Genomic DNA, 17,232 nt, shown 5'->3' with positions numbered 1-17,232 from the left:
CTTTAAAGCCGGATCTCTCAGCGGCCGCTGAAGACCGCAGTGCGCTTTTCTTTGAAAGCGGCCACGGCTTCCAGGTGATCGGCGCTGTCGTAAAGCACGCCCTGATCGCGCAGCTCATGGCTGAGGCAAAGCTCCAGCCCGCCATCCATCTCAACCAGCGCGCGGCGCGCCAGCGCGAAGGGCAGCGGTGCCGCCGGGATCAACGCCAGCGCCGCGGCCCGCGCCACCTCGACCACATCATCGGCGATGGCATCGACAAGCCCCTCATCCAGCGCCTCAGGGGCGTCAAAAATGGCGCAGTCCATGACGATCTGCAAAACCCGCGCGCGCGGCAGGCGACGGCAGGCCGACCAGAGAAAACCGGTGTCCGGGGCCAGACCCATCTTGCCAAAGGTCACACCCAGCTTCGCCTCGGGTGCCACGAAGATGCGGTCACAAAGCAGCGCCAGCGACAGACCGGCTCCGAAGGCCGCACCATTCACAGCCGCCATGACGGGTTTGGGATAGACCGCCAGTTCGCGCGCGATGTCATGCAGGATCTTCATCCGCGGGGTCGAGACCGCTGAGCCCTGCCCCATGGCCGAAATATCGCCGCCCGCGCAGAACCCCTTGCCCGCCCCGGTGATGACCAGCGCTTTGGTCTGCGGGTTTGCGGCTTCAACGCGCAGCACCTCCAGCAGGCGGGTGCGCAGCGCCAGCGACAGGGCATTGCGCCGTTCAGGGTCGTTCAGGGTTACAAGGGTCACGCCCTCGGGGCTGTGGTTTACAAGGACCACATCAGCAGCCTGGCTCATCGTCTCTCTCCCGGGTTCGGGGGGTTATGCAAAGGGGCCCCGAAGGGCCCCGGAACATGCAGCGGGTCCCGAAAGCCCGGCTGCAGAAGGGTTTGACCTTATTTCTTCGTCAGCCGCAACAGGGCGGTGGTCGAGAACCAGATGATCATCGCCAGCGTCAGGAAGCCAAAGACGGCTGAGATCGGACGCTCGATAAAGCTGGAGAACTCGCCCCCCGTCACGACCATGGCACGACGGAAATGCTCTTCCAGCATCGGCCCGAGAACGAAGCCCAGAAGAAGGGTCGAGCCGTCAAAGCGCAGCATTTTCAGACCAAGCCCGATCAGACCGAAGACCAGCAGGATGTAGATATCCATGACCTTGTTCGAGACCGAGTAAACGCCCACGCAGACACAGGCCACCATGATCGGGAAGAGCAGGTGATAAGGCACGCGCAGCAGGCGGACCCAAAGGCCGACCAGCGGAATGTTCAGGATCACCAGCAGCACGTTGCCAACCACGAAAGAGGCAACCAGACCCCAGAAGAGGCTCGGGTTTTCCGAGATCACCGCCGGGCCCGGAACGATGCCATGCACCATCAGAACGCCGAGCATGATCGCCATAACCGCGTCACCCGGAATCCCCAGCGACATGGTGGGGATGAAGGCAGTCTGGACGGCCGCGTTATTGGCAGCCTCAGGCGAGGCCACACCTTCAATCGCGCCTTTGCCGAACCGCTCAGGGGTTTTGGAGATCTTCTTTTCCAGCGCATAGGACAGGAAGGTCGCGATCACACCACCGGTCCCCGGAAGCGCGCCGAAGAAAGCGCCGACGCCCGTGCCGCGCAGCATCGGCATGGCCGAGGCTTTCATATCTTTGCCCGAGGGGATCATCGAACGCAGCGAGATTTTCTCTTCGGTGACGGTGCCTTCGGGGCCACCGCGGGCGGCGGTGATGATTTCGGGCAGACCAAAGAGACCCATGGCGATGGCCACCAGCGACAGACCGTCAAAAAGATCCGGCGAGCCGAAGGTGAACCGCTCAGCGCCCGAGTTCAGATCAAGACCCACAACGCCCAAAAGCATGCCGGTGAAAACCATGATCAGCGACTTCAGCGGCTGACCGGTCGAAAGCATCGAGGCTGCGATCAGACCAAAGGCCATCAGCATGAAGTAGTCCTGCGGACCAAACTGCATTGCCACGGTGGCCAGCGGCACGGTCAGCACGGCCAGCAGCACCGCGCCAAGGAAAGAGCCCACGAAAGAGGCGATGGCGGTGATGAACAGCGCCTGGCCGGCTTTGCCGTTCTTCGCCATCGGATAGCCGTCGAGCGTGGTGATGACCGAAGTCACCGTGCCCGGCAGGTTCAGCAGGATCGAGGCCGTTGAGCCGCCATAGGCAGCCCCATAATAGATCCCCGACAGCATGATGACCGCGAAGGTCGGATCGATGTGGAAGGTGATCGGCATCAGAATGGCGAGCGTCGCCATGGTGCCCAGACCCGGCAGAACGCCGACCACGGTGCCCAGAAGAACCCCGATGGTGCAGTAAAGCAGACCATCAAAGGACAGCGCGACACTGAAGCCGAGCGCAATATTGGAAAGCAGACCGTCGCTCACAGCTGGAACACCTTCATGCTGAGCCCGAGGGCATAGATGAATACGACGCAGCTCACACCGGCGGTGATCGCTGAGAGGAAGAGCGAGCGCACTACATTGCGGTTGTCAGACGCGAAGGTCGACAAAAGAACCGCCACGAAGAGCGCCGGAAAGAGCCCGTTGCGTTCGATGAGAACCGCAAATGAGATCAGCGAAGCCGAGATCAGCAGCACCGACGAGAGCGCCGGACGATCCGTCCCGAACTGCGTGCCGGGCTTTTTAAGCGTCAGGACAGCCAGAAGGCCACCCAGCAGAATGAGGCCCGAGCCGACCAGTCGCGGGAAATATCCCGGTCCCATATCGCGCAGCGTGCCCATGTCGTAATCGGCCGAAGCCGCGATAACCCAGATCCCGAGCGCGAGGGTGATCCCCGCCCCGAGAAGATCGGGTAGCCTTGATTGAAGACTGGTATTCATGCCTTCCTCCTCTGAACCGGCACCGCCGGATTCTTTTGCGCCGCGCCGGTCTGAGATGTCGTCAGATGCTCTTCCAGCAGGGTTGCGCCAAGCGCAGTGCCATGCACTGCAAGATGCGCGCCAAGCTGGATGGCCTGCAAAATCTCGGCACGGTCCACCCCGCCGTCGAGCGCGATGCGGATGAGCCGGCGAAGGCTTTCCTCATTGCGGCCGGTGAAACAGGCGTTGAGCGCGATCTCAATCAGCGTCCGCTCGGTGGGGCGCAGCCCCTCCATCGGGTCGCCATATTCCAAAAAGCCCAGCAGCACATCCAGATAGCCCGGATCAAGCTGCGCGAGTGCTGCCACATGGCGCGCGTTCTCAGGGAAAATCGCCGCCACACGTGCGCGCTGATCCGAGGGCAGATGGCAGGTCTCTGACAGGCCCGCTTCTTCCGCCAGGATCGACACGCCGCTATAGACCGCTTCCAGACCCTGAGCAGCGACCAGATGCAGCACATCCAGGATATCCGCAGGCGTAGCCCCCGCCTTCATCGCCAGATCAATGTGGGTTTTGACCCCGGCGGTGAAGAGATGCGTCGATGAGGCGTCGAGCGCGACATAGATCAGCTCAATCATCCGCGCCGACATCGGGCCGGTGCGTGCCGGATAGCCCGCATAGGTCGCATAGCGGCGCAGAAACTCAGGATTGATCCGCAGGATCGTCTCGGTCCAGGGCCGCCAGTAGCCGCGCTCAGCGATGAAATATTCTTTGATGGCCTGCTGCTCGGGGGTCAGATCGATCATTGTCCAAGACTCCCCAGATCCAGAACCTGACCGGTCAGGAACTGTGCTTCAACACCCGCCACCCAATGCAACACCCCCGCCACTTCCTGAGCGGAGATATGGGGGGCAACCTGCAGCGCATTGATACGCAGCCCCGTGGCGCCAAACTCGCAGGCAAGCGTCGCCACGGCCATCTTTGCCGCCGCATGATCGGCTGCACCCTGCACATCGGCGGGCACGGGCGGCAGCACGAGGGTCAGGCTGGCCGGACGCGAGCCCGCTTTGACAAAATCCGCCGCCGCCTGATGCAGCCCGGCGTAGCAGGCCCCCGCATCAAGACAGCGGATCTGCGCCTCATAGGCGCCGTCCTGCGGCAGATAAGCCGCAAGCTCAGGCTCATTCTGCACCAGATATTTCGTGCCCTCCGCCCAGACCGCCAGTTCCGGCGCGCCCTGATTGTTAAACCGGATCGAGCCGCCAAAAACCCAGGAGGCTCCGTCAAGCGCCACAAAGCTGCCCGAGAGCGGCGCCGCTTCCGGCGAGGCGAGGAAGGTCAGCCCCCGCGCCATCTCGGTCGGAGAGGCCATGCGGGCCATGGGAATTTTAGAGGTGGCGCTGGCGGGATCGATCCGACCCTCAGCGATCAGCGCCTCAACCAGATCGGTGCGAACAAAGCCCGGGCACAGCACGGTGACGCACAGATCGGGGCGGGCTTTCGCCAGCGCCCGCGACTGCGCGATCAGCGCGGCCTTGGTCGGGCTGTAGGCCCCGCGGAAAGGAATGGCACGCAGCCCCGCACCCGAGGCCACATTGACGATCCGGGCCCCCGGCTCCAGCCGGTCAGACAGCGCCTCAACGAGGCGCAGCGGCGCCTCCACGTTCAGCGCGAAGAGCCGCGCGCCCTGCTCAGGGCTTTGTTCGGCCAGAGGCACGCCCGAAGGATCGGACATGCCCGCGTTGTTGATGATGGCAGCAACAGAGCCTGCCACCTTCTCCACTTCGGCAAAAGCAGCGGGATCAGTCAGATCGAGGGCCAGACCCATGTGCCGCTCAGCACCACCCGGAAGCGCAGCCACCACCTCAGAAAGGCGGGGGCCATCGCGATCTAGCAGCAGACAGGCATGGCCTGCGGCTGCAAAAAGCTCTGCAGCAGCCCGGCCGATGCCTGATGCGGCTCCGGTCAGAACAATACGTCCGGTCATGGCGCTCCCCCCTGCCCGTCAGCTCAGATATTGGTGAAGGTCACACCGCCATCCACGACCAGCGCCTGGGCGGTGATGAACTCCGCCTGGGGGCTTGCGAGATAGCAGATGGCCTGCGCGATATCCGTGACGGTGCCCAGACGGCCCATCGGCGTTGCCGCGATGCGTTTGTTGTCGCGCTCTTCGTTGCGGTTGCGCTGCGTGCCTTCGGTCGGAACGGCCGAGGGGCAGACAGCGTTCACGCGGATTTTGCGCGCGCCCAGTTCCGCACCCGCCGCACGGGTGATCCCAAGGATCCCCGATTTGATACCCGAATAGACCACCGAATTCAGCGTCGAGCGCACCGCAGCCGTCGAGGCCACGTTGACGATCGCGCCACCACGCTCGGGATCCATCGCCTCAGTGGCCGCCTGGATTGCCCAGATCACGCCCTTGAAGCCGACATCGAGCATGCGGTCGACGGTTTCCGGCATGATCTCGGGCACCGACTGATAGCGCACCCAGGCCGCGTTGTTCACCAGGATGTCGAAACGGCCGCCCTGCTCTTTGGCAGCGGCAACTGCGCCCTGAACGCCCTCACGGGTGCCGACATTGGCGGTAACGCCAAAGGCTTTGCCACCGGCAGCGATGATCGCCTCAACGGTCGCGTCCACAAACTCCTGTTTGAGGTCGTTGACGGCAATGGTGGCACCGCGTGCGGCCATCTGCAGCGCGGTCTCGCGCCCGATGCCGTTGCCGGCACCGGTGATCAGCGCCACAAGGCCTTCCATATCACGTGCGATTACGGTCATGCGAAATCCCCCTCAGGCGGCGTCGATGAAGGCGCGGCCGATGGCGCGGGTCTGAGCCCCGGCCTGCAGCGCGGTCTCAATTTTGCGCACATCACGCAACGAGTAATGCAGCGGCAGCTCTTCGGTGAAGCCCATGCCGCCATGAAGGTGGATGGCCTTCTCGACCACAAAGACCGCATTCGAGAGCGCACCGGTCAGCGCGGTCTCAACGGCGCGGCTTTCCGCGAACTCATTGTCCAGAAGCGCGCGGCGCAGACGGGCAATTGCCACTTCCGTGCCCAGCTTCATGCGGGCCAGATGGTGGCGCACAGCCTGTTTTGCCGAAAGCGGACGACCAAACTGCACGCGCTGCGCCAGATAGTCCGCCGAGCGGTTCAGCGCGCCCTCAGCGGCGCCATTCACGAAGGCCGCAAAGAGGATCGTCACATCGCGCTTGAGCCCAGCATAAGCGGCTGCGTCCAGGCGTGCGAGTACCTTTGCCCCCTCCAGACGCGCAAAGCCCGAGGGAGCTTCGGGATCGAGGGTTGCATCGGCCTCTACCGTGACCGACCCGAGATCGATCAGCGCGGCACCGTCACCATCAGCAACCAGCATCACATCCGCCGTGGTCGCAAAAGCGGCACGGGCGGCAAAGCCTGCCTCAAGTGAACCTGCAAAAGCGATGGTGCCGGTCAGTGCGCCACCCAGAAGGGCCTCACCTGCTTCGGTGCCTGCAAAGGCACGGGCCAGCACGATCTGCTCAACAACGGGGAAGCGCAGCTGCTTTTCACCGGCAGTCTGGGCAACGGGAACCGAAAACTCGATCCCAAGACCCATGCCGCCGTGATCTTCCGCCACCGAGACCGAGAAGAGTCCGGCTTCGGCCAGAACATCACGGGTTTCTTCAGGACGCGACTGGGCGTCGAGGATGGCAGCGCCTGCGGCTTCTGCGAATTCTTCGGGCGAGAGGCTGTCGTCGCTCATGCTTTCAGCTCCGTCGGCAGGTTAAGGATACGCTGGGCGATGATGTCACACTGCACCTCAGAGGTGCCGGCATAGATCGTCTCAGCCCGGGCAAAGAGATAGGCGGTGGTGAAATGCTTTTTCGCACGCTGCGCGAGGGGCGAATTCAGCGGCGTCACAGTCGAGATCATCTCATAGGCGAAGCCCATGAAGCTCTGATGGGTTTCCGACCAGGACAGTTTCGACAGCGAGCCGCGCGCACCGATCGGCGCACCGCCCATCATCTGATCCACCGCCCGCTCGATCAGACCCTTCAGCCCGTCGATCTCGGTCACGATCTGACCAATGCGCTTCTGCACATCAGCGTCTTCCAGCTTCACAGCCAGGTCCGGGTCCGACTTCAGCGCCTTCACCAGGAACTTCAGCTCCGCCTCAAAGCGCCAGGGGCGATACATGCGGTTGGTCGCACGCTCAATCGAGAGCACGCGGATCGCAGCCGACCAGCCCTCATCGGGCGCACCAAGTCGCGCATCATCGGCAACCACGACGTCATCAAAGAAGACTTCCGCAAAGCTGTCTTTGCCGTCGATCGATTTGATGTTCACCACGCGGATGCCGGGGGTGTTCATCGGAACTGCGAACATCAGCATGCCGCGGTGCTTGTCCGCCACGGTGCCGGTGCGGGTCAGCAGCAGGCAGTAATCCGCCTTGGCCGCGCCCGAGGTCCAGATCTTCTGGCCGTTGATGCGCCAGGAGCCGTCCTCCTGTTGCACCGCACGGGTGCGCAGACGGGCGAGGTCAGAGCCTGCTTCCGGCTCGGAAAAGCCCTGGCACCACATATGCGACATGGTCAGGATATTGGGCAGGAAGTGGTTCTTCTGCGCCTCAGTGCCCACAGCCATGATGACCGGGCCGGCAAGCTCTTTACCGATCGAGCCCACTGATTCCGGCATCAGAACGGCGCCAACCTCTTTGTTGACGGCCAGATGCTCGCGCAGCGTCAGACCATGGCCGCCATATTCTTTCGGCCAGGTCATGCCCCAAAGGCCCGCTTTATGCATCGCGGCTTCCCAGACGCGGGCTTCATCCAGCGAGGGATATTTGAAATCCAGGCTGTCCGCCTGCAGGGTCGATGGCAGATTCTCTGCCAGCCATTTGCGGGCATGGGCGCGGAAAGCGCCGCGATCCGTCGCCGGATCAGGCAGGGTCACATTGGTGTCAAAGCTCATGGCAGACCTCTGTTTTGCCGCAGGGCCACCGCCCCGAAGGGCGGCACCCGCGCGTCTTTGCGTCAACACGCCCCGTCCCGGCTCTGACGGAAGGGGCGCATGCGGGTCGCAGGGGGGCGACCTCAGGCGGCGGGCTCAGCGGCCCTTGAAAACGGGTTTGCGCTTCTCAAGAAACGCCATGCGTGCCTCGCGGGCGTCTTCGGTTTTCGCCAGCGCCATGGTGAATTCCTGCTCAAAGCGGTAGGCATCGCGCTGCGGCATGACATCGACCATATTGGCGGCACGTTTCGCGTAAATGGTCGCAAGCGGCGCTTTCGAGGCGATCTCGCGGGCCAGCTCCATGCAGACCGGCAGCAGCTCATCCGCGGGCAGCACATCTTCCACCACATTGCGCTTCAGCAGATCCTGCGCCGACAGACGCTGACCGGTGAAGAACATCCGGCGCATGGTCGAGCGGCCAAAGAGGGTCTTGAGCATCGACGCCCCGCCCGCCAGACCCACGTTGATCTCCGGCATACCGACCGAAGCGTCCTCTGAGGCGTAGATGATGTCACAGGCCGCAGCCAGCGCGAAACCCGCCCCGAGCGCGGTGCCGTTCAGCGCGGCAATCACCGGCTTGGCGCATTCGCGGATCGCATTGGTGGTCTCGCGGGTGATGCGGTTGTGCTCAAGGAAATCGCCCGCAATGTCAGCTGCCGGACGGTCCTTCAGATCCGCACCTGCGCAAAAGGCCTTGCCGGTGCTGGTCAGAACCGCACAGCGAATATCCTCGCGCTCAGAGATGGCATCAAAGGTCGCGACGATCTGCCGCCGCATCTCCCGGTTCAGCGCATTGACCGGCGCACGGTCGAGCGTGACCAGGGCCACGTAATCCGAGACTTCGAGACGAACGAACTGCTCTGCCATTGATAACCTCCCCATCTGCTGACCGATCGGTCAGGGCAGGTTTTGGCTATAATTGCAGCATCCGGTGAACAAGGCTGTGCAGCCGCTTTGATCCGCAGAACAGATCTGCAGAAAACGCAGCACAGACGAATGACCTCAATGATCTATCACCTTTATCTCCCCCGCTCTCAATGTGCCGTAACGTCACAGCCTGCGCCGCAGTTGACCTTCCGCATCGCTTCATTTTACCGCAGCCCCCGCAAAGGCGACGTTCACGTCAACCAAAAGCCGACCATTCGGTCAGCCCGCGCTTTGCACCCATGACGGAGGGGAAAAGATGAGCCTTACACTGACGCGCCGCGCCTTCACTGCTGCAGTCACCGCCGCAGTTGCCCTTGGTGCCCCGCTCGCGGCCCTGGCATCCGAAGGGCCGGTGACCATTGTTGTTCCCTATGCCGCAGGCGGCACGAATGACGCCTTTGCCCGCATGCTGGCCGACGGCATGTCCAAAGAACTCGGCCGCAACGTCTTTGTCGAAAACAAGCCCGGTGCCAATGGCATCATTGGCGCGACCTTTGTGGCCAAAGCGAAGGCTGATGGCACGACCCTGCTTCTGGGCGGCACCGGCCCGGTCTCCCTCAACACCATGCTGCGCGCAAAGCTGCCCTATAAGCTCGAGGATTTCGCCTCCGTCGCCATGATGTTTGAGGGCCCGCTGACCATCACCGTGCCCTCAGCTCTCGGCGTCAATTCGGTCGAAGAACTCGCGGAGTGGTCAAAAACCAACGGCAAACCGATCCGCTACGGCACCCTCGGCCCGGGCTCCGTGACCGATCTTTACGGCGCGATCTTTGGCCGGGCCTTCGGCATCGACGTCCGCGCCGTGGCCTATAAAAACAACCCCTCCTCGCTCGTCGATCTCATCGGCGGCCAGGCCGAGATGTCCAATGCCACGCCCATCGCCCTGACCGAATACGTCAAGAACGGCGATCTGAAGATGCTGGCGCTGACCACCGCAGAACGCGATCCGGCCTTCCCCGAGATCCCCACGGTCACCGAACTCGGCTATCCGCAGCTGCAGGCGACCTATTGGACGGCACTTCACGCCCCCGCAGGCACTCCGCAGGACATCATCGACAGCCTCTCGGCGGCTGCGGTGAAAACCGTGCAGTCCGAAGCTTACCGCGATCTGTTGTCCAATAACGGTCAATATGAAAAGGCCGGCGGCCCGGAGGTTCTGGATGCACAACTGGCCCGGGACAAAGAGGTCTGGGGCAAAGTGATCGAAGACCAGGGGCTGAAACTGAACTGACTCCGGCCAGTTTGGCTTTTAAAAATACTCCCGGGCGGGGTCCGGGGAGGGCAGGCAGCCCTCCCCGGGGTTGCCCGAAAGCGCCGTACCCCCACGTAAAGCGCCCGACAGCGTCTCCCGGCCCTTCCCGGCTCAGCCCTGCTCCCCGCGCGGCGTGATGCCAAAGGCGATCATGCGGTAATATTCCCCCGCAATATCGCGCGCAGCGCGGCTGCCTGCCGGATTATACCAGCGATACATCCAGTTCAGCGATGACAGAATCATCCGCCCTGCAAGGCGCACATCGCTGATCTGAAACTCGCCGCGCTTCACCCCCTCTTCAAGGATCCGCCGCAACATCGTCTCAAACGAATCGCGGCGCAGCTTCATCTGCAAAGACATCTGCGCCTCATTCGAGGTCCAGAACTCCTGCGAGGCCGAGATCCAGGACAGACGGTTCTCCTCAAAGAAATCCGCCGTTGTCCGCATGAAAATCTCAAGCTGCTCCGAGGCACTGGCCTCTTTCGGAATCGCTCTGGCGACCGCCTCATTCAGCCCGAGACCGGATTGCGAGGTGATTCGGGTGAAGATCTGATATTTGTCGGTAAAATGGTGGTAAAGTAAGGACTTAGAGACGCCAGCCCCCTGGGCGATGTCGCGCATCGACGTGGCTTCATAGCCTTTTGAGGCGAAAAGCTCTGCGGCGGTCTCAAGAATGGCTGTGACCTTGTCTGCAGCTGGTTCCCGCATTTTCCCCCTCATGCTGGCGGCTCCTCCTTCGCTGCTTTAAGGGAGGCTCAGGGTTTGAACAACTGCCGGAGGGGACCGTCGTGCCGCTGAAAATTGAGCGCTTCGGGCGTTTTCACACCGACCTGGGCGAATGCCCGCTCTGGGACGGGGAAAAGCTGTGGCTGATGGACTGCCGCAAAGGGCTGATTGTCACCCTTGATTCGCAGGGTGAGGCAAGCCTGCAGGCCGAAGTGCCCGCTCCGGCCGGGTCTTTCGCGCTGCGCCAGGGCGGCGGTCTGGTCGTCGCTCTGCGCGATGAGGTGATTCTGATCGATCCCGATGGCAGCCGCCATGTGGTGGGCCGCCTTGAGGTGCATCACCCCAATATGCGGCTCAATGACGGCGCAGCCATGCCGGATGGCAGTTTCATTCTTGGCACCATGCATACGCTGCGCGAGCCGGGCGAGGCGCCGCTCGGCGGTCTCTATCGGCTTGGGACGGATCACCGTTTCACCCGCATTGGCCCGGCTCTCGGGGTGGCCAACGGGCCGCTGATCCATCCGGCGAGCGGGCTTTTCACCATCTGTGACAGCACCGCACGCCGCGCCGACAGCTATGAGTTTCTGCCCGATGGCACCCTTGGCCCGGCACAGCTTTATGCCGATTTCACAGCCCTCAATTCACCGCCCGACGGCTGCTGTCTGGATGATGAAGGCGGCTTCTGGACCGCGCTGGTCACCGGATCGGCGATCGTGCGGCTCGATCCGCAGGGTCAGGTGACGCAGCGCATTGATGTGCCGGTGAAACATGCCGCCGCCCTCTGCTTTGGCGGGCCGGATCTGAGCGAGATTTACCTCACCACCATTTCCGACAGCGGGCGGCTGAAGGCAGACGGCCCTCTCGACGGGGCCGTGCTGAAAATCACCGGCCATGGCCGTCGCGGCGTGCCGATGGACTGGTATCAGGGCTGAGCCGTCACCCGCGCGATCTGCAGCCGCCGCCAGGCGAAGGCCAGCAGAAACAGCGCGGTCAGCACCAGAATGATCGTCGCCCCCGGGGCCGAATCGAGGAAGAAGCTGAGGTAGATCCCGCCGCACATCGACAAAAGCGAGGCGGCGGAGGCCACCACCAGCATCTTCCCGAAGCTGCGCACCAGCAGAAAAGCAATCGCCCCGGGTGCGATCAGCAGCCCTACCGCCAGGATCAGCCCGGTGGCCGACAGTGTGGCCACCACCATCAGCGACAGCGCGGTCAGAAGCCCATAGTGCAAAAGCCCTGTGTTCAGCCCTGATGCTTTCGCCTGCACCGTATCAAAGGCCTGCAACATCAGGTCCTTCCACTTCAGCACCAGAAAAATCCCCACCGGCAGCGCGATCAGCGCTGAGGTGCGCAGATCTTCCGGCCCGATGCCAAGGATATTGCCAAAGAGGATGTGATCGAGATGCAGCCCCGAGCCGATGGCCGTATGCAGCACGATCCCGGCGCCGAACATGCCCGAAAAGACCACCCCCATCACGGTATCCTGCCGCACCCGGCTGTTGCCCGCCAGCCATCCGGTCGAGAGCGTGGTCAGCATCCCCGCCAGAAAAGCCCCAAGGATCAGCGGCACCCCCGCCACCCAGGCCAGAACGATGCCCGGCAGCACCGCATGAGAGACCGCATCCCCCATCAGCGCCCAGCCCTTCAGCACGAGGAAACACGACAACAGCCCCGCAGGCACGCTCAGGATCAGCGCCACGTAAAAAGCGTTCTGCATGAAGGGGAAAACGAAGGGAAAGCTCAGCGTCTCAATCATACGCCCGCCTCCGCCCGCAGGGCCTCAGCCGCTTTGCGTTTCAGCGCCAGATGTCCGTGTTTGGGCGCAAAGAAGAAGGCGGTCAGGAAGACAAGCGTTTGCAGGCAGACGATAATCCCGCCCGTCGCCCCGTTCAGAAAGTAACTTAAGTAAGCCCCGATAAAGCAGCTCAGCGTGCCGATGGCGACTGACAGAAGAATCAGCTGCGAGAAGCGGTCGGTCAGAAGGTAAGCCGTCGCCCCCGGCGTGACGACCAGGGCAATGACCAGAAAGGCCCCGACCGTCTGCATCGCCGCCACCACACAGGCTGAAAGCAGCGTGAAGAAGATCCCCTTCATCAGCCCCGGCCGCAGCCCGATCGAGCGCGCATGGCTTTCATCAAAAAAGACCACCATCAGGTCTTTCCACTTCAGCGCCAGGATCAGCAGCGAGACCCCGGCGATGATCACCAGCTGCAGCGTGTCGCCCGGGCTGATCGCCAGGATATTGCCCATGGTGATCGTCTGCACCGAAACAGAGACCGGCGAGACCGAGATCATGAAAAGCCCCAGCCCGAAGAAGGCGCTGAAGATCAGCCCGATGATCACATCCGACTTCAGCCCGCTGCGGTCTGAAAGCACCAGCATCGCCAGCGCCGCCAGCCCGCCCGAGAGAAAGGCCCCCAGCGCGAAAGGCAGGCCCAACATATAGGCCCCCGCTACCCCCGGAACGACCGAATGCGACAGCGCATCACCGATCAGCGACCAGCCCTTGAGCATCAGATAGGCCGAGAGAAAGGCACAAACGCCGCCGACGAGCGCCGAAACCCACATTGCGTTCAGCATATAGCCATAGGTGAATGGCTCGAGCAGCAGGCTCATGGCGCCTCCCCGCTCTGCCCCGTCGTGCGGGTCTGATGGCCATATTGCACCAGCGGACGCTCATCATCGGAAAGGATCGAGACATGGCGCGGGTCATCGTCATCATGAAGATCCGCCCCGCTCAGCGTCATGCGGCGCAGCACACCGCCAAAAGCGGTTTCCAGATTGTCATGGGTAAAGGTCGTGGCAGTCGGGCCATAGGCCAGCACCGTCCCCTTGACCAGAACCACACGGTCGCAAAATTCGGGCACCGAGCCGAGATTATGGGTCGAGACCAGCATCACCCGCCCCTCGTCGCGCAATTCGCGCAAAAGCCGGATGATCTGCTCTTCGGTGCCGACATCAACGCCGGTGAACGGCTCATCAAGCAGGATCACCTGGCCGTTCTGCGCCAGCGCCCGGGCCAGAAAGACCCGCTTCTTCTGCCCGCCCGACAGCTCACCGATCTGGCGGTGGCGATAGTCGAGCATATTGACCCGCGCGAGCGCCGCGGTCACCGCCTCATGGTCGGCGGCTTTGGGTCGGCGCAAAAAGCCCATGTGCCCATAGCGGCCCATCATCACCACATCTTCAACCAGCACCGGGAAGGTCCAGTCGACCTCCTCAGACTGGGGGACATAGGCGACAAGGTTTTTGCGCAAAGCCTCCCGCACCGTCAGGCCAAGCAGGCGGATCTCTCCCTTCGCCAGCGGAACAAAGCCCATGATCGACTTAAAGAGCGTCGATTTCCCGGCCCCGTTCACCCCCACCAGCGCGGTGACCGTGCCTTTGGGGATGCGGAAACTCGCATTGCGCAGGGCCGTCAGCCCGTTGCGATAGGTAACTGTCACCCCTTCCGCGAGAATGCCACTGCCGTCTGATGGATCGTCGCTCTGGGCGGCTGTCGTCTGTCTCATGGTCTTTTCATTCGCTGGCTCAGCCGGACATCCGGTTCTGCTTACTCTGCGGCAGGTGCCAGACCATCTGCAATGGTCCGTGCGGTGACCTGCAAAAGATCCAGATAGCCCGGCACCGGGCCGTCTGCTTCGGAAATGCTGTCGACGTAAAGCGCGCCCCCGTAAACCGCGCCGGTTTCCCGGGCCACCTGCTCGGCCGGGGCAGAGCTTACGGTGCTTTCACAAAAGACCGCCGGGATATTGTTGGCGCGCACTCCGTCAATCACCGCCTTCACCTGCTGCGGCGTGCCGGTCTGATCGGCATTGATCGGCCAGAGATAAAGCTCTTTCAGACCGAAGTCGCGGGCCAGATAGCTGAAAGCCCCTTCACAGCTGACGAGCCAGCGCCGCTCTTCGGGCAGCGCAGCGATGCGCTCACGCAGCGGGCCGATGGCCTCTTTCAGCTGCTCTTTGTAAGCGGCAGCATTGCTTTGATAGGTCGCTGCATTCGCCGGGTCCTTCTCCGAGAAGGCGCGTTCGATATTATCTATATAGATCAAAGCGTTCTCAAGACCCATCCAGGCATGGGGATTGGGCTTGCCGCTATAGGAACCCGAAGAAATGGCGATCGGCTCAATCCCTTCGCTGACGGTGACCGAAGGCACATCGCCCAGATTGCGCAGGAACTGCTCAAACCAAAGCTCCAGCCCCATACCATTCCACAGGATCAGATCGGCCCCATGCGCCCCCACAATATCGCGCGGCGTCGGCTCATAGCCATGGATTTCAGCACCCGGGCGGGTGACGGAAACCACCTCAGCCGCATCCCCCGCGACCTGACGCGCCATATCCGCGATCACCGTGAACGTCGTGACGACCTTCATCTTTTCTGCCTGGGCAGCGCCCGGCAGCACGGCGGCAAGGGTCAAAGCTCCGGCCAGCACACAGGTTTTCAGCATCATTTATAGTTCTCCGTTTCCCTGATGATATGCAAATGCAAATCATTCTCAAAAGTCAACGCGCAGAGATCGCCCCCGCACCATCACGCGCAAAGATGTGAGGAAGGAAAGGCGGCGCAGGCCAGGTTGCCTAAATTTTCAGCAATTCTCTGCGGGATTGCGGGCGCACCTGTGACAGAAGCCAGGATTGCAGCGCCAGAGCAGCCGGATTGGTCTGACGCCCCTCGGGAATCACCACGTAGTAGCTGTTCTCGGTCACGGTCGGGGCCACTTCCAGGGCCACCAGATCCCCGGCCGCAATCTCGCGTTCAATGAGATAGGACGGAAGAAGCGCCACGCCGAGCCCCGCACTGACCGCCGAGATGATCAGCGCGAACTGATCAAAGCGCATCCCTGCCCAGGCCGATTGATCAGGCAGACCCCGCGCAGCAAACCAGTCCGGCCAGAGCGAGGGCCGCCCCGACATGTGCAAAAGCGGCAGCCCGGTCAGGTCCTGAGGCTCTTCAAAGCGGTGGCGCGCCGCGAAATCGCGCGAGACGACCGGCACCACGGCCTCATTGCACAGATAGGTCGCGACCGCGTCGGGCCAGATGCCCTGGCCATAGTGGATCGCCAGATCCAGCGAAGTTTCCGCAAAGTTAAACGGACCGTCGCGGGTCTCCAGCGCCAGGGAAAGTCCGGGATGCGTGGCGGTGAAATCCGCCAGCCGCGGCACCAGCCAGCGCGCGCCAAAAGTCGGAAGCACCCCCACCCGCAGCAACTGCTGCTCCGGCGAGAGCGACAGCGCCCCGGTCATCATATCTTCCGCATTGCGCAAAAGACGGCGCACCTGGGGCAGCAGCCGCTCACCCGCCTCGCTCAACACCACGCGCTGGCGCACGCGCTCAAAGAGACGGTGGCCGATGCGATCCTCGAAATCGCGGATCTGACGGCTGACGGCACTTTGCGTCAGGTTCAGCTCTTCGGCGGCACGAGAGAAATTCTCATGCCGTGCAGCGCATTCAAAGGTCTGAAGGGCGGAGAGATCGGGCAGCAGGCTGCGGCGCATGGTGACCCCCGGCAGGATTTTCTGCGCGTGCTTTGCCACGAAAGCCTTTACCGCGGCAAGCGCCCGCCCGTCAGCGCCGCCAGAATCGCCGCATCACGCTCTGCGGCGAGGTCTGTGAGGGACTGTCCTGCAAGCATCGCGCTGACCCCCTTTGCAATCTGAGCCCGCACCTCCGGCGTCAGATCCGGGCGGCCCAGATCCTCCCACCAGCTTTGCATCGGATCGCCCAGATGCTTCAAAAACCCCTCCATCCCCGCCGCACCGCCGCCCAGGTGAAAAAGCGTCGAAGGCCCCATGACCGACCAGCGCAGCCCCGGCCCGGCGGTCATGGCCTTCTCAATCTCCGCGAAATCCGCAACGCCGCTCAGCGCCAGATGCACCGCCTCGCGGAAGACCGCCGCCTGCAGGCGGTTCGCGATATGGCCCGTCACCTCGCGGTTCAGCCGCACACAGGTTTTGCCAAGTGAGGTGTAAAAGGCCTCCGCCCGATCCAGCACCCCTGCACGGGTCGCCTGCGTGCCCAGCAGTTCCACCAGCGGTATCAGATGCGGCGGATTGAAGGGATGCGCCAGGATCAGACCGCCTGCATCCGGAAGACCCTTCGCCATGTCCGAGAGTTTCAGCCCCGACGACGACGAGGCAAGGATCGCCTCTTTCTTCAGCACGGGCGAAATCTCTGCGAAAAGTCTGTGCTTCACCTCCAGCCGCTCAGGCGCATTTTCCTGAATGAAGTCAGCACCTTCAGCGGCCTCAGCGGCCTTTGTGACAAAGCGGATCCGGCCCGTATCCCCGGCCCTCTCCCAGCCCAGCGCCTGCAGGGTCGAGGCGGCCGCTTCGACAAAGCCGTAAAGCTTTTCTTCCGCCCCCTCCCCCGGATCGGCCACTACCACCTCCCGGCCGGAGGCCGCAAAAAGCGCCGTCCAGCTTGCCCCGATCACCCCGGCCCCCAGCACGGCAATGCGGTGAAATTCCATCCTCTTCCCCCCTCGGTCTCCGCCTTAAGGCTAGGACGGCG

At 62.8% G+C, this 17,232-nt stretch carries 18 protein-coding genes; 2 read left to right on the top strand and 16 right to left on the bottom strand.

Annotated elements, in window-relative coordinates; all coding sequences use genetic code 11:
• Positions 1–17 precede the first annotated feature (17 nt).
• From EP867_RS04265 to EP867_RS04225, 9 genes are all read right to left on the bottom strand, one after another.
• Complete coding sequence (locus EP867_RS04265) at positions 18–794, bottom strand: enoyl-CoA hydratase/isomerase family protein (RefSeq protein ID WP_128486957.1); 777 nt, start codon at positions 792–794, stop codon at positions 18–20.
• A 98-nt stretch (positions 795–892) separates the two neighbouring features.
• Positions 893–2,392 carry a tripartite tricarboxylate transporter permease gene (locus EP867_RS04260; RefSeq protein WP_206616306.1) on the bottom strand — a complete coding sequence of 500 codons (1,500 nt, stop codon included), beginning with the start codon at positions 2,390–2,392 and terminating at the stop codon, positions 893–895.
• Positions 2,389–2,847 (bottom strand): tripartite tricarboxylate transporter TctB family protein, encoded by a 459-nt coding sequence (locus EP867_RS04255; protein ID WP_128486956.1) that lies wholly within the window; start codon positions 2,845–2,847, stop codon positions 2,389–2,391. Before EP867_RS04255 ends, EP867_RS04260 begins: the two co-directional genes overlap by 4 nt.
• Positions 2,844–3,632 (bottom strand): carboxymuconolactone decarboxylase family protein, encoded by a 789-nt coding sequence (locus tag EP867_RS04250; protein ID WP_128486955.1) that lies wholly within the window; start codon positions 3,630–3,632, stop codon positions 2,844–2,846. Before EP867_RS04250 ends, EP867_RS04255 begins: the two co-directional genes overlap by 4 nt.
• Entirely contained in the window at positions 3,629–4,813 is a 1,185-nt protein-coding gene (locus EP867_RS04245) for an SDR family oxidoreductase (protein ID WP_128486954.1), read from the bottom strand. Before EP867_RS04245 ends, EP867_RS04250 begins: the two co-directional genes overlap by 4 nt.
• 23 nt (positions 4,814–4,836) lie before the next feature.
• Entirely contained in the window at positions 4,837–5,604 is a 768-nt protein-coding gene (locus EP867_RS04240; protein ID WP_128486953.1) for an SDR family NAD(P)-dependent oxidoreductase, read from the bottom strand.
• Between the two features lie 12 nt (positions 5,605–5,616).
• Positions 5,617–6,567, bottom strand: coding sequence for an acyl-CoA dehydrogenase family protein (locus tag EP867_RS04235; RefSeq protein WP_128486952.1), 951 nt, complete (start codon positions 6,565–6,567; stop codon positions 5,617–5,619).
• Entirely contained in the window at positions 6,564–7,775 is a 1,212-nt protein-coding gene (locus EP867_RS04230) for an acyl-CoA dehydrogenase family protein (RefSeq protein ID WP_128486951.1), read from the bottom strand. Before EP867_RS04230 ends, EP867_RS04235 begins: the two co-directional genes overlap by 4 nt.
• A gap of 135 nt (positions 7,776–7,910) precedes the next feature.
• A complete protein-coding gene (locus EP867_RS04225; RefSeq protein WP_128486950.1) occupies positions 7,911–8,681 on the bottom strand; it encodes an enoyl-CoA hydratase/isomerase family protein in 771 nt (256 codons plus the stop codon).
• A gap of 316 nt (positions 8,682–8,997) precedes the next feature.
• Here EP867_RS04225 and EP867_RS04220 point away from each other — a divergent pair, with 316 nt between their 5' ends.
• Positions 8,998–9,972: a tripartite tricarboxylate transporter substrate binding protein gene (locus EP867_RS04220; RefSeq protein WP_128486949.1), complete on the top strand. Its 975-nt coding sequence runs from the start codon at positions 8,998–9,000 to the stop codon at positions 9,970–9,972.
• A gap of 132 nt (positions 9,973–10,104) precedes the next feature.
• On the opposite strand, the gene EP867_RS04215 is transcribed toward EP867_RS04220, so the two are convergent.
• Positions 10,105–10,701 (bottom strand): TetR/AcrR family transcriptional regulator, encoded by a 597-nt coding sequence (locus EP867_RS04215; protein ID WP_164888756.1) that lies wholly within the window; start codon positions 10,699–10,701, stop codon positions 10,105–10,107.
• A gap of 80 nt (positions 10,702–10,781) precedes the next feature.
• Between EP867_RS04215 and EP867_RS04210 the strand changes: the two genes are divergently transcribed.
• Complete coding sequence (locus tag EP867_RS04210) at positions 10,782–11,651, top strand: SMP-30/gluconolactonase/LRE family protein (protein WP_206616305.1); 870 nt, start codon at positions 10,782–10,784, stop codon at positions 11,649–11,651.
• On the opposite strand, the gene EP867_RS04205 is transcribed toward EP867_RS04210, so the two are convergent.
• The 6 genes from EP867_RS04205 to EP867_RS04180 all read right to left on the bottom strand — a co-directional run bounded on the left by EP867_RS04205 (position 11,642) and on the right by EP867_RS04180 (position 17,191).
• Positions 11,642–12,475 carry a metal ABC transporter permease gene (locus EP867_RS04205; protein ID WP_128486947.1) on the bottom strand — a complete coding sequence of 278 codons (834 nt, stop codon included), beginning with the start codon at positions 12,473–12,475 and terminating at the stop codon, positions 11,642–11,644. The genes EP867_RS04210 and EP867_RS04205 overlap by 10 nt on opposite strands.
• Positions 12,472–13,335, bottom strand: coding sequence for a metal ABC transporter permease (locus tag EP867_RS04200; protein WP_128486946.1), 864 nt, complete (start codon positions 13,333–13,335; stop codon positions 12,472–12,474). Before EP867_RS04200 ends, EP867_RS04205 begins: the two co-directional genes overlap by 4 nt.
• Positions 13,332–14,231 carry a manganese/iron ABC transporter ATP-binding protein gene (locus tag EP867_RS04195; RefSeq protein WP_128486945.1) on the bottom strand — a complete coding sequence of 300 codons (900 nt, stop codon included), beginning with the start codon at positions 14,229–14,231 and terminating at the stop codon, positions 13,332–13,334. Before EP867_RS04195 ends, EP867_RS04200 begins: the two co-directional genes overlap by 4 nt.
• 41 nt (positions 14,232–14,272) lie before the next feature.
• Positions 14,273–15,169: a metal ABC transporter substrate-binding protein gene (locus tag EP867_RS04190; RefSeq protein WP_128487001.1), complete on the bottom strand. Its 897-nt coding sequence runs from the start codon at positions 15,167–15,169 to the stop codon at positions 14,273–14,275.
• Between the two features lie 130 nt (positions 15,170–15,299).
• Positions 15,300–16,256, bottom strand: a complete 957-nt coding sequence (locus EP867_RS04185; RefSeq protein WP_241656807.1) for a LysR family transcriptional regulator — start codon at positions 16,254–16,256, stop codon at positions 15,300–15,302.
• An 8-nt stretch (positions 16,257–16,264) separates the two neighbouring features.
• Complete coding sequence (locus tag EP867_RS04180) at positions 16,265–17,191, bottom strand: 3-hydroxyacyl-CoA dehydrogenase family protein (RefSeq protein ID WP_128486944.1); 927 nt, start codon at positions 17,189–17,191, stop codon at positions 16,265–16,267.
• Between the last annotated feature and the right edge of the window lie 41 nt (positions 17,192–17,232).

The organism is Falsigemmobacter intermedius, assembly GCF_004054105.1.
Lineage (GTDB): Bacteria > Pseudomonadota > Alphaproteobacteria > Rhodobacterales > Rhodobacteraceae > Wagnerdoeblera > Wagnerdoeblera intermedia.
The sequence above is the reverse complement of the archived record's forward strand: the minus strand, read 5'-3'. Positions and strand labels throughout refer to the sequence as shown.

Coding starts and splice junctions, on each gene's coding strand:
- EP867_RS04265 (WP_128486957.1), bottom strand. CDS start 794: ATGAGCCAGGCTGCTGATGTGGTCCTTGTAAACCACAGCCCCGAGGGC.
- EP867_RS04255 (WP_128486956.1), bottom strand. CDS start 2,847: ATGAATACCAGTCTTCAATCAAGGCTACCCGATCTTCTCGGGGCGGGG.
- EP867_RS04250 (WP_128486955.1), bottom strand. CDS start 3,632: ATGATCGATCTGACCCCCGAGCAGCAGGCCATCAAAGAATATTTCATC.
- EP867_RS04245 (WP_128486954.1), bottom strand. CDS start 4,813: ATGACCGGACGTATTGTTCTGACCGGAGCCGCATCAGGCATCGGCCGG.
- EP867_RS04240 (WP_128486953.1), bottom strand. CDS start 5,604: ATGACCGTAATCGCACGTGATATGGAAGGCCTTGTGGCGCTGATCACC.
- EP867_RS04235 (WP_128486952.1), bottom strand. CDS start 6,567: ATGAGCGACGACAGCCTCTCGCCCGAAGAATTCGCAGAAGCCGCAGGC.
- EP867_RS04230 (WP_128486951.1), bottom strand. CDS start 7,775: ATGAGCTTTGACACCAATGTGACCCTGCCTGATCCGGCGACGGATCGC.
- EP867_RS04225 (WP_128486950.1), bottom strand. CDS start 8,681: ATGGCAGAGCAGTTCGTTCGTCTCGAAGTCTCGGATTACGTGGCCCTG.
- EP867_RS04220 (WP_128486949.1), top strand. CDS start 8,998: ATGAGCCTTACACTGACGCGCCGCGCCTTCACTGCTGCAGTCACCGCC.
- EP867_RS04215 (WP_164888756.1), bottom strand. CDS start 10,701: ATGCGGGAACCAGCTGCAGACAAGGTCACAGCCATTCTTGAGACCGCC.
- EP867_RS04205 (WP_128486947.1), bottom strand. CDS start 12,475: ATGATTGAGACGCTGAGCTTTCCCTTCGTTTTCCCCTTCATGCAGAAC.
- EP867_RS04200 (WP_128486946.1), bottom strand. CDS start 13,335: ATGAGCCTGCTGCTCGAGCCATTCACCTATGGCTATATGCTGAACGCA.
- EP867_RS04195 (WP_128486945.1), bottom strand. CDS start 14,231: ATGAGACAGACGACAGCCGCCCAGAGCGACGATCCATCAGACGGCAGT.
- EP867_RS04190 (WP_128487001.1), bottom strand. CDS start 15,169: ATGCTGAAAACCTGTGTGCTGGCCGGAGCTTTGACCCTTGCCGCCGTG.
- EP867_RS04180 (WP_128486944.1), bottom strand. CDS start 17,191: ATGGAATTTCACCGCATTGCCGTGCTGGGGGCCGGGGTGATCGGGGCA.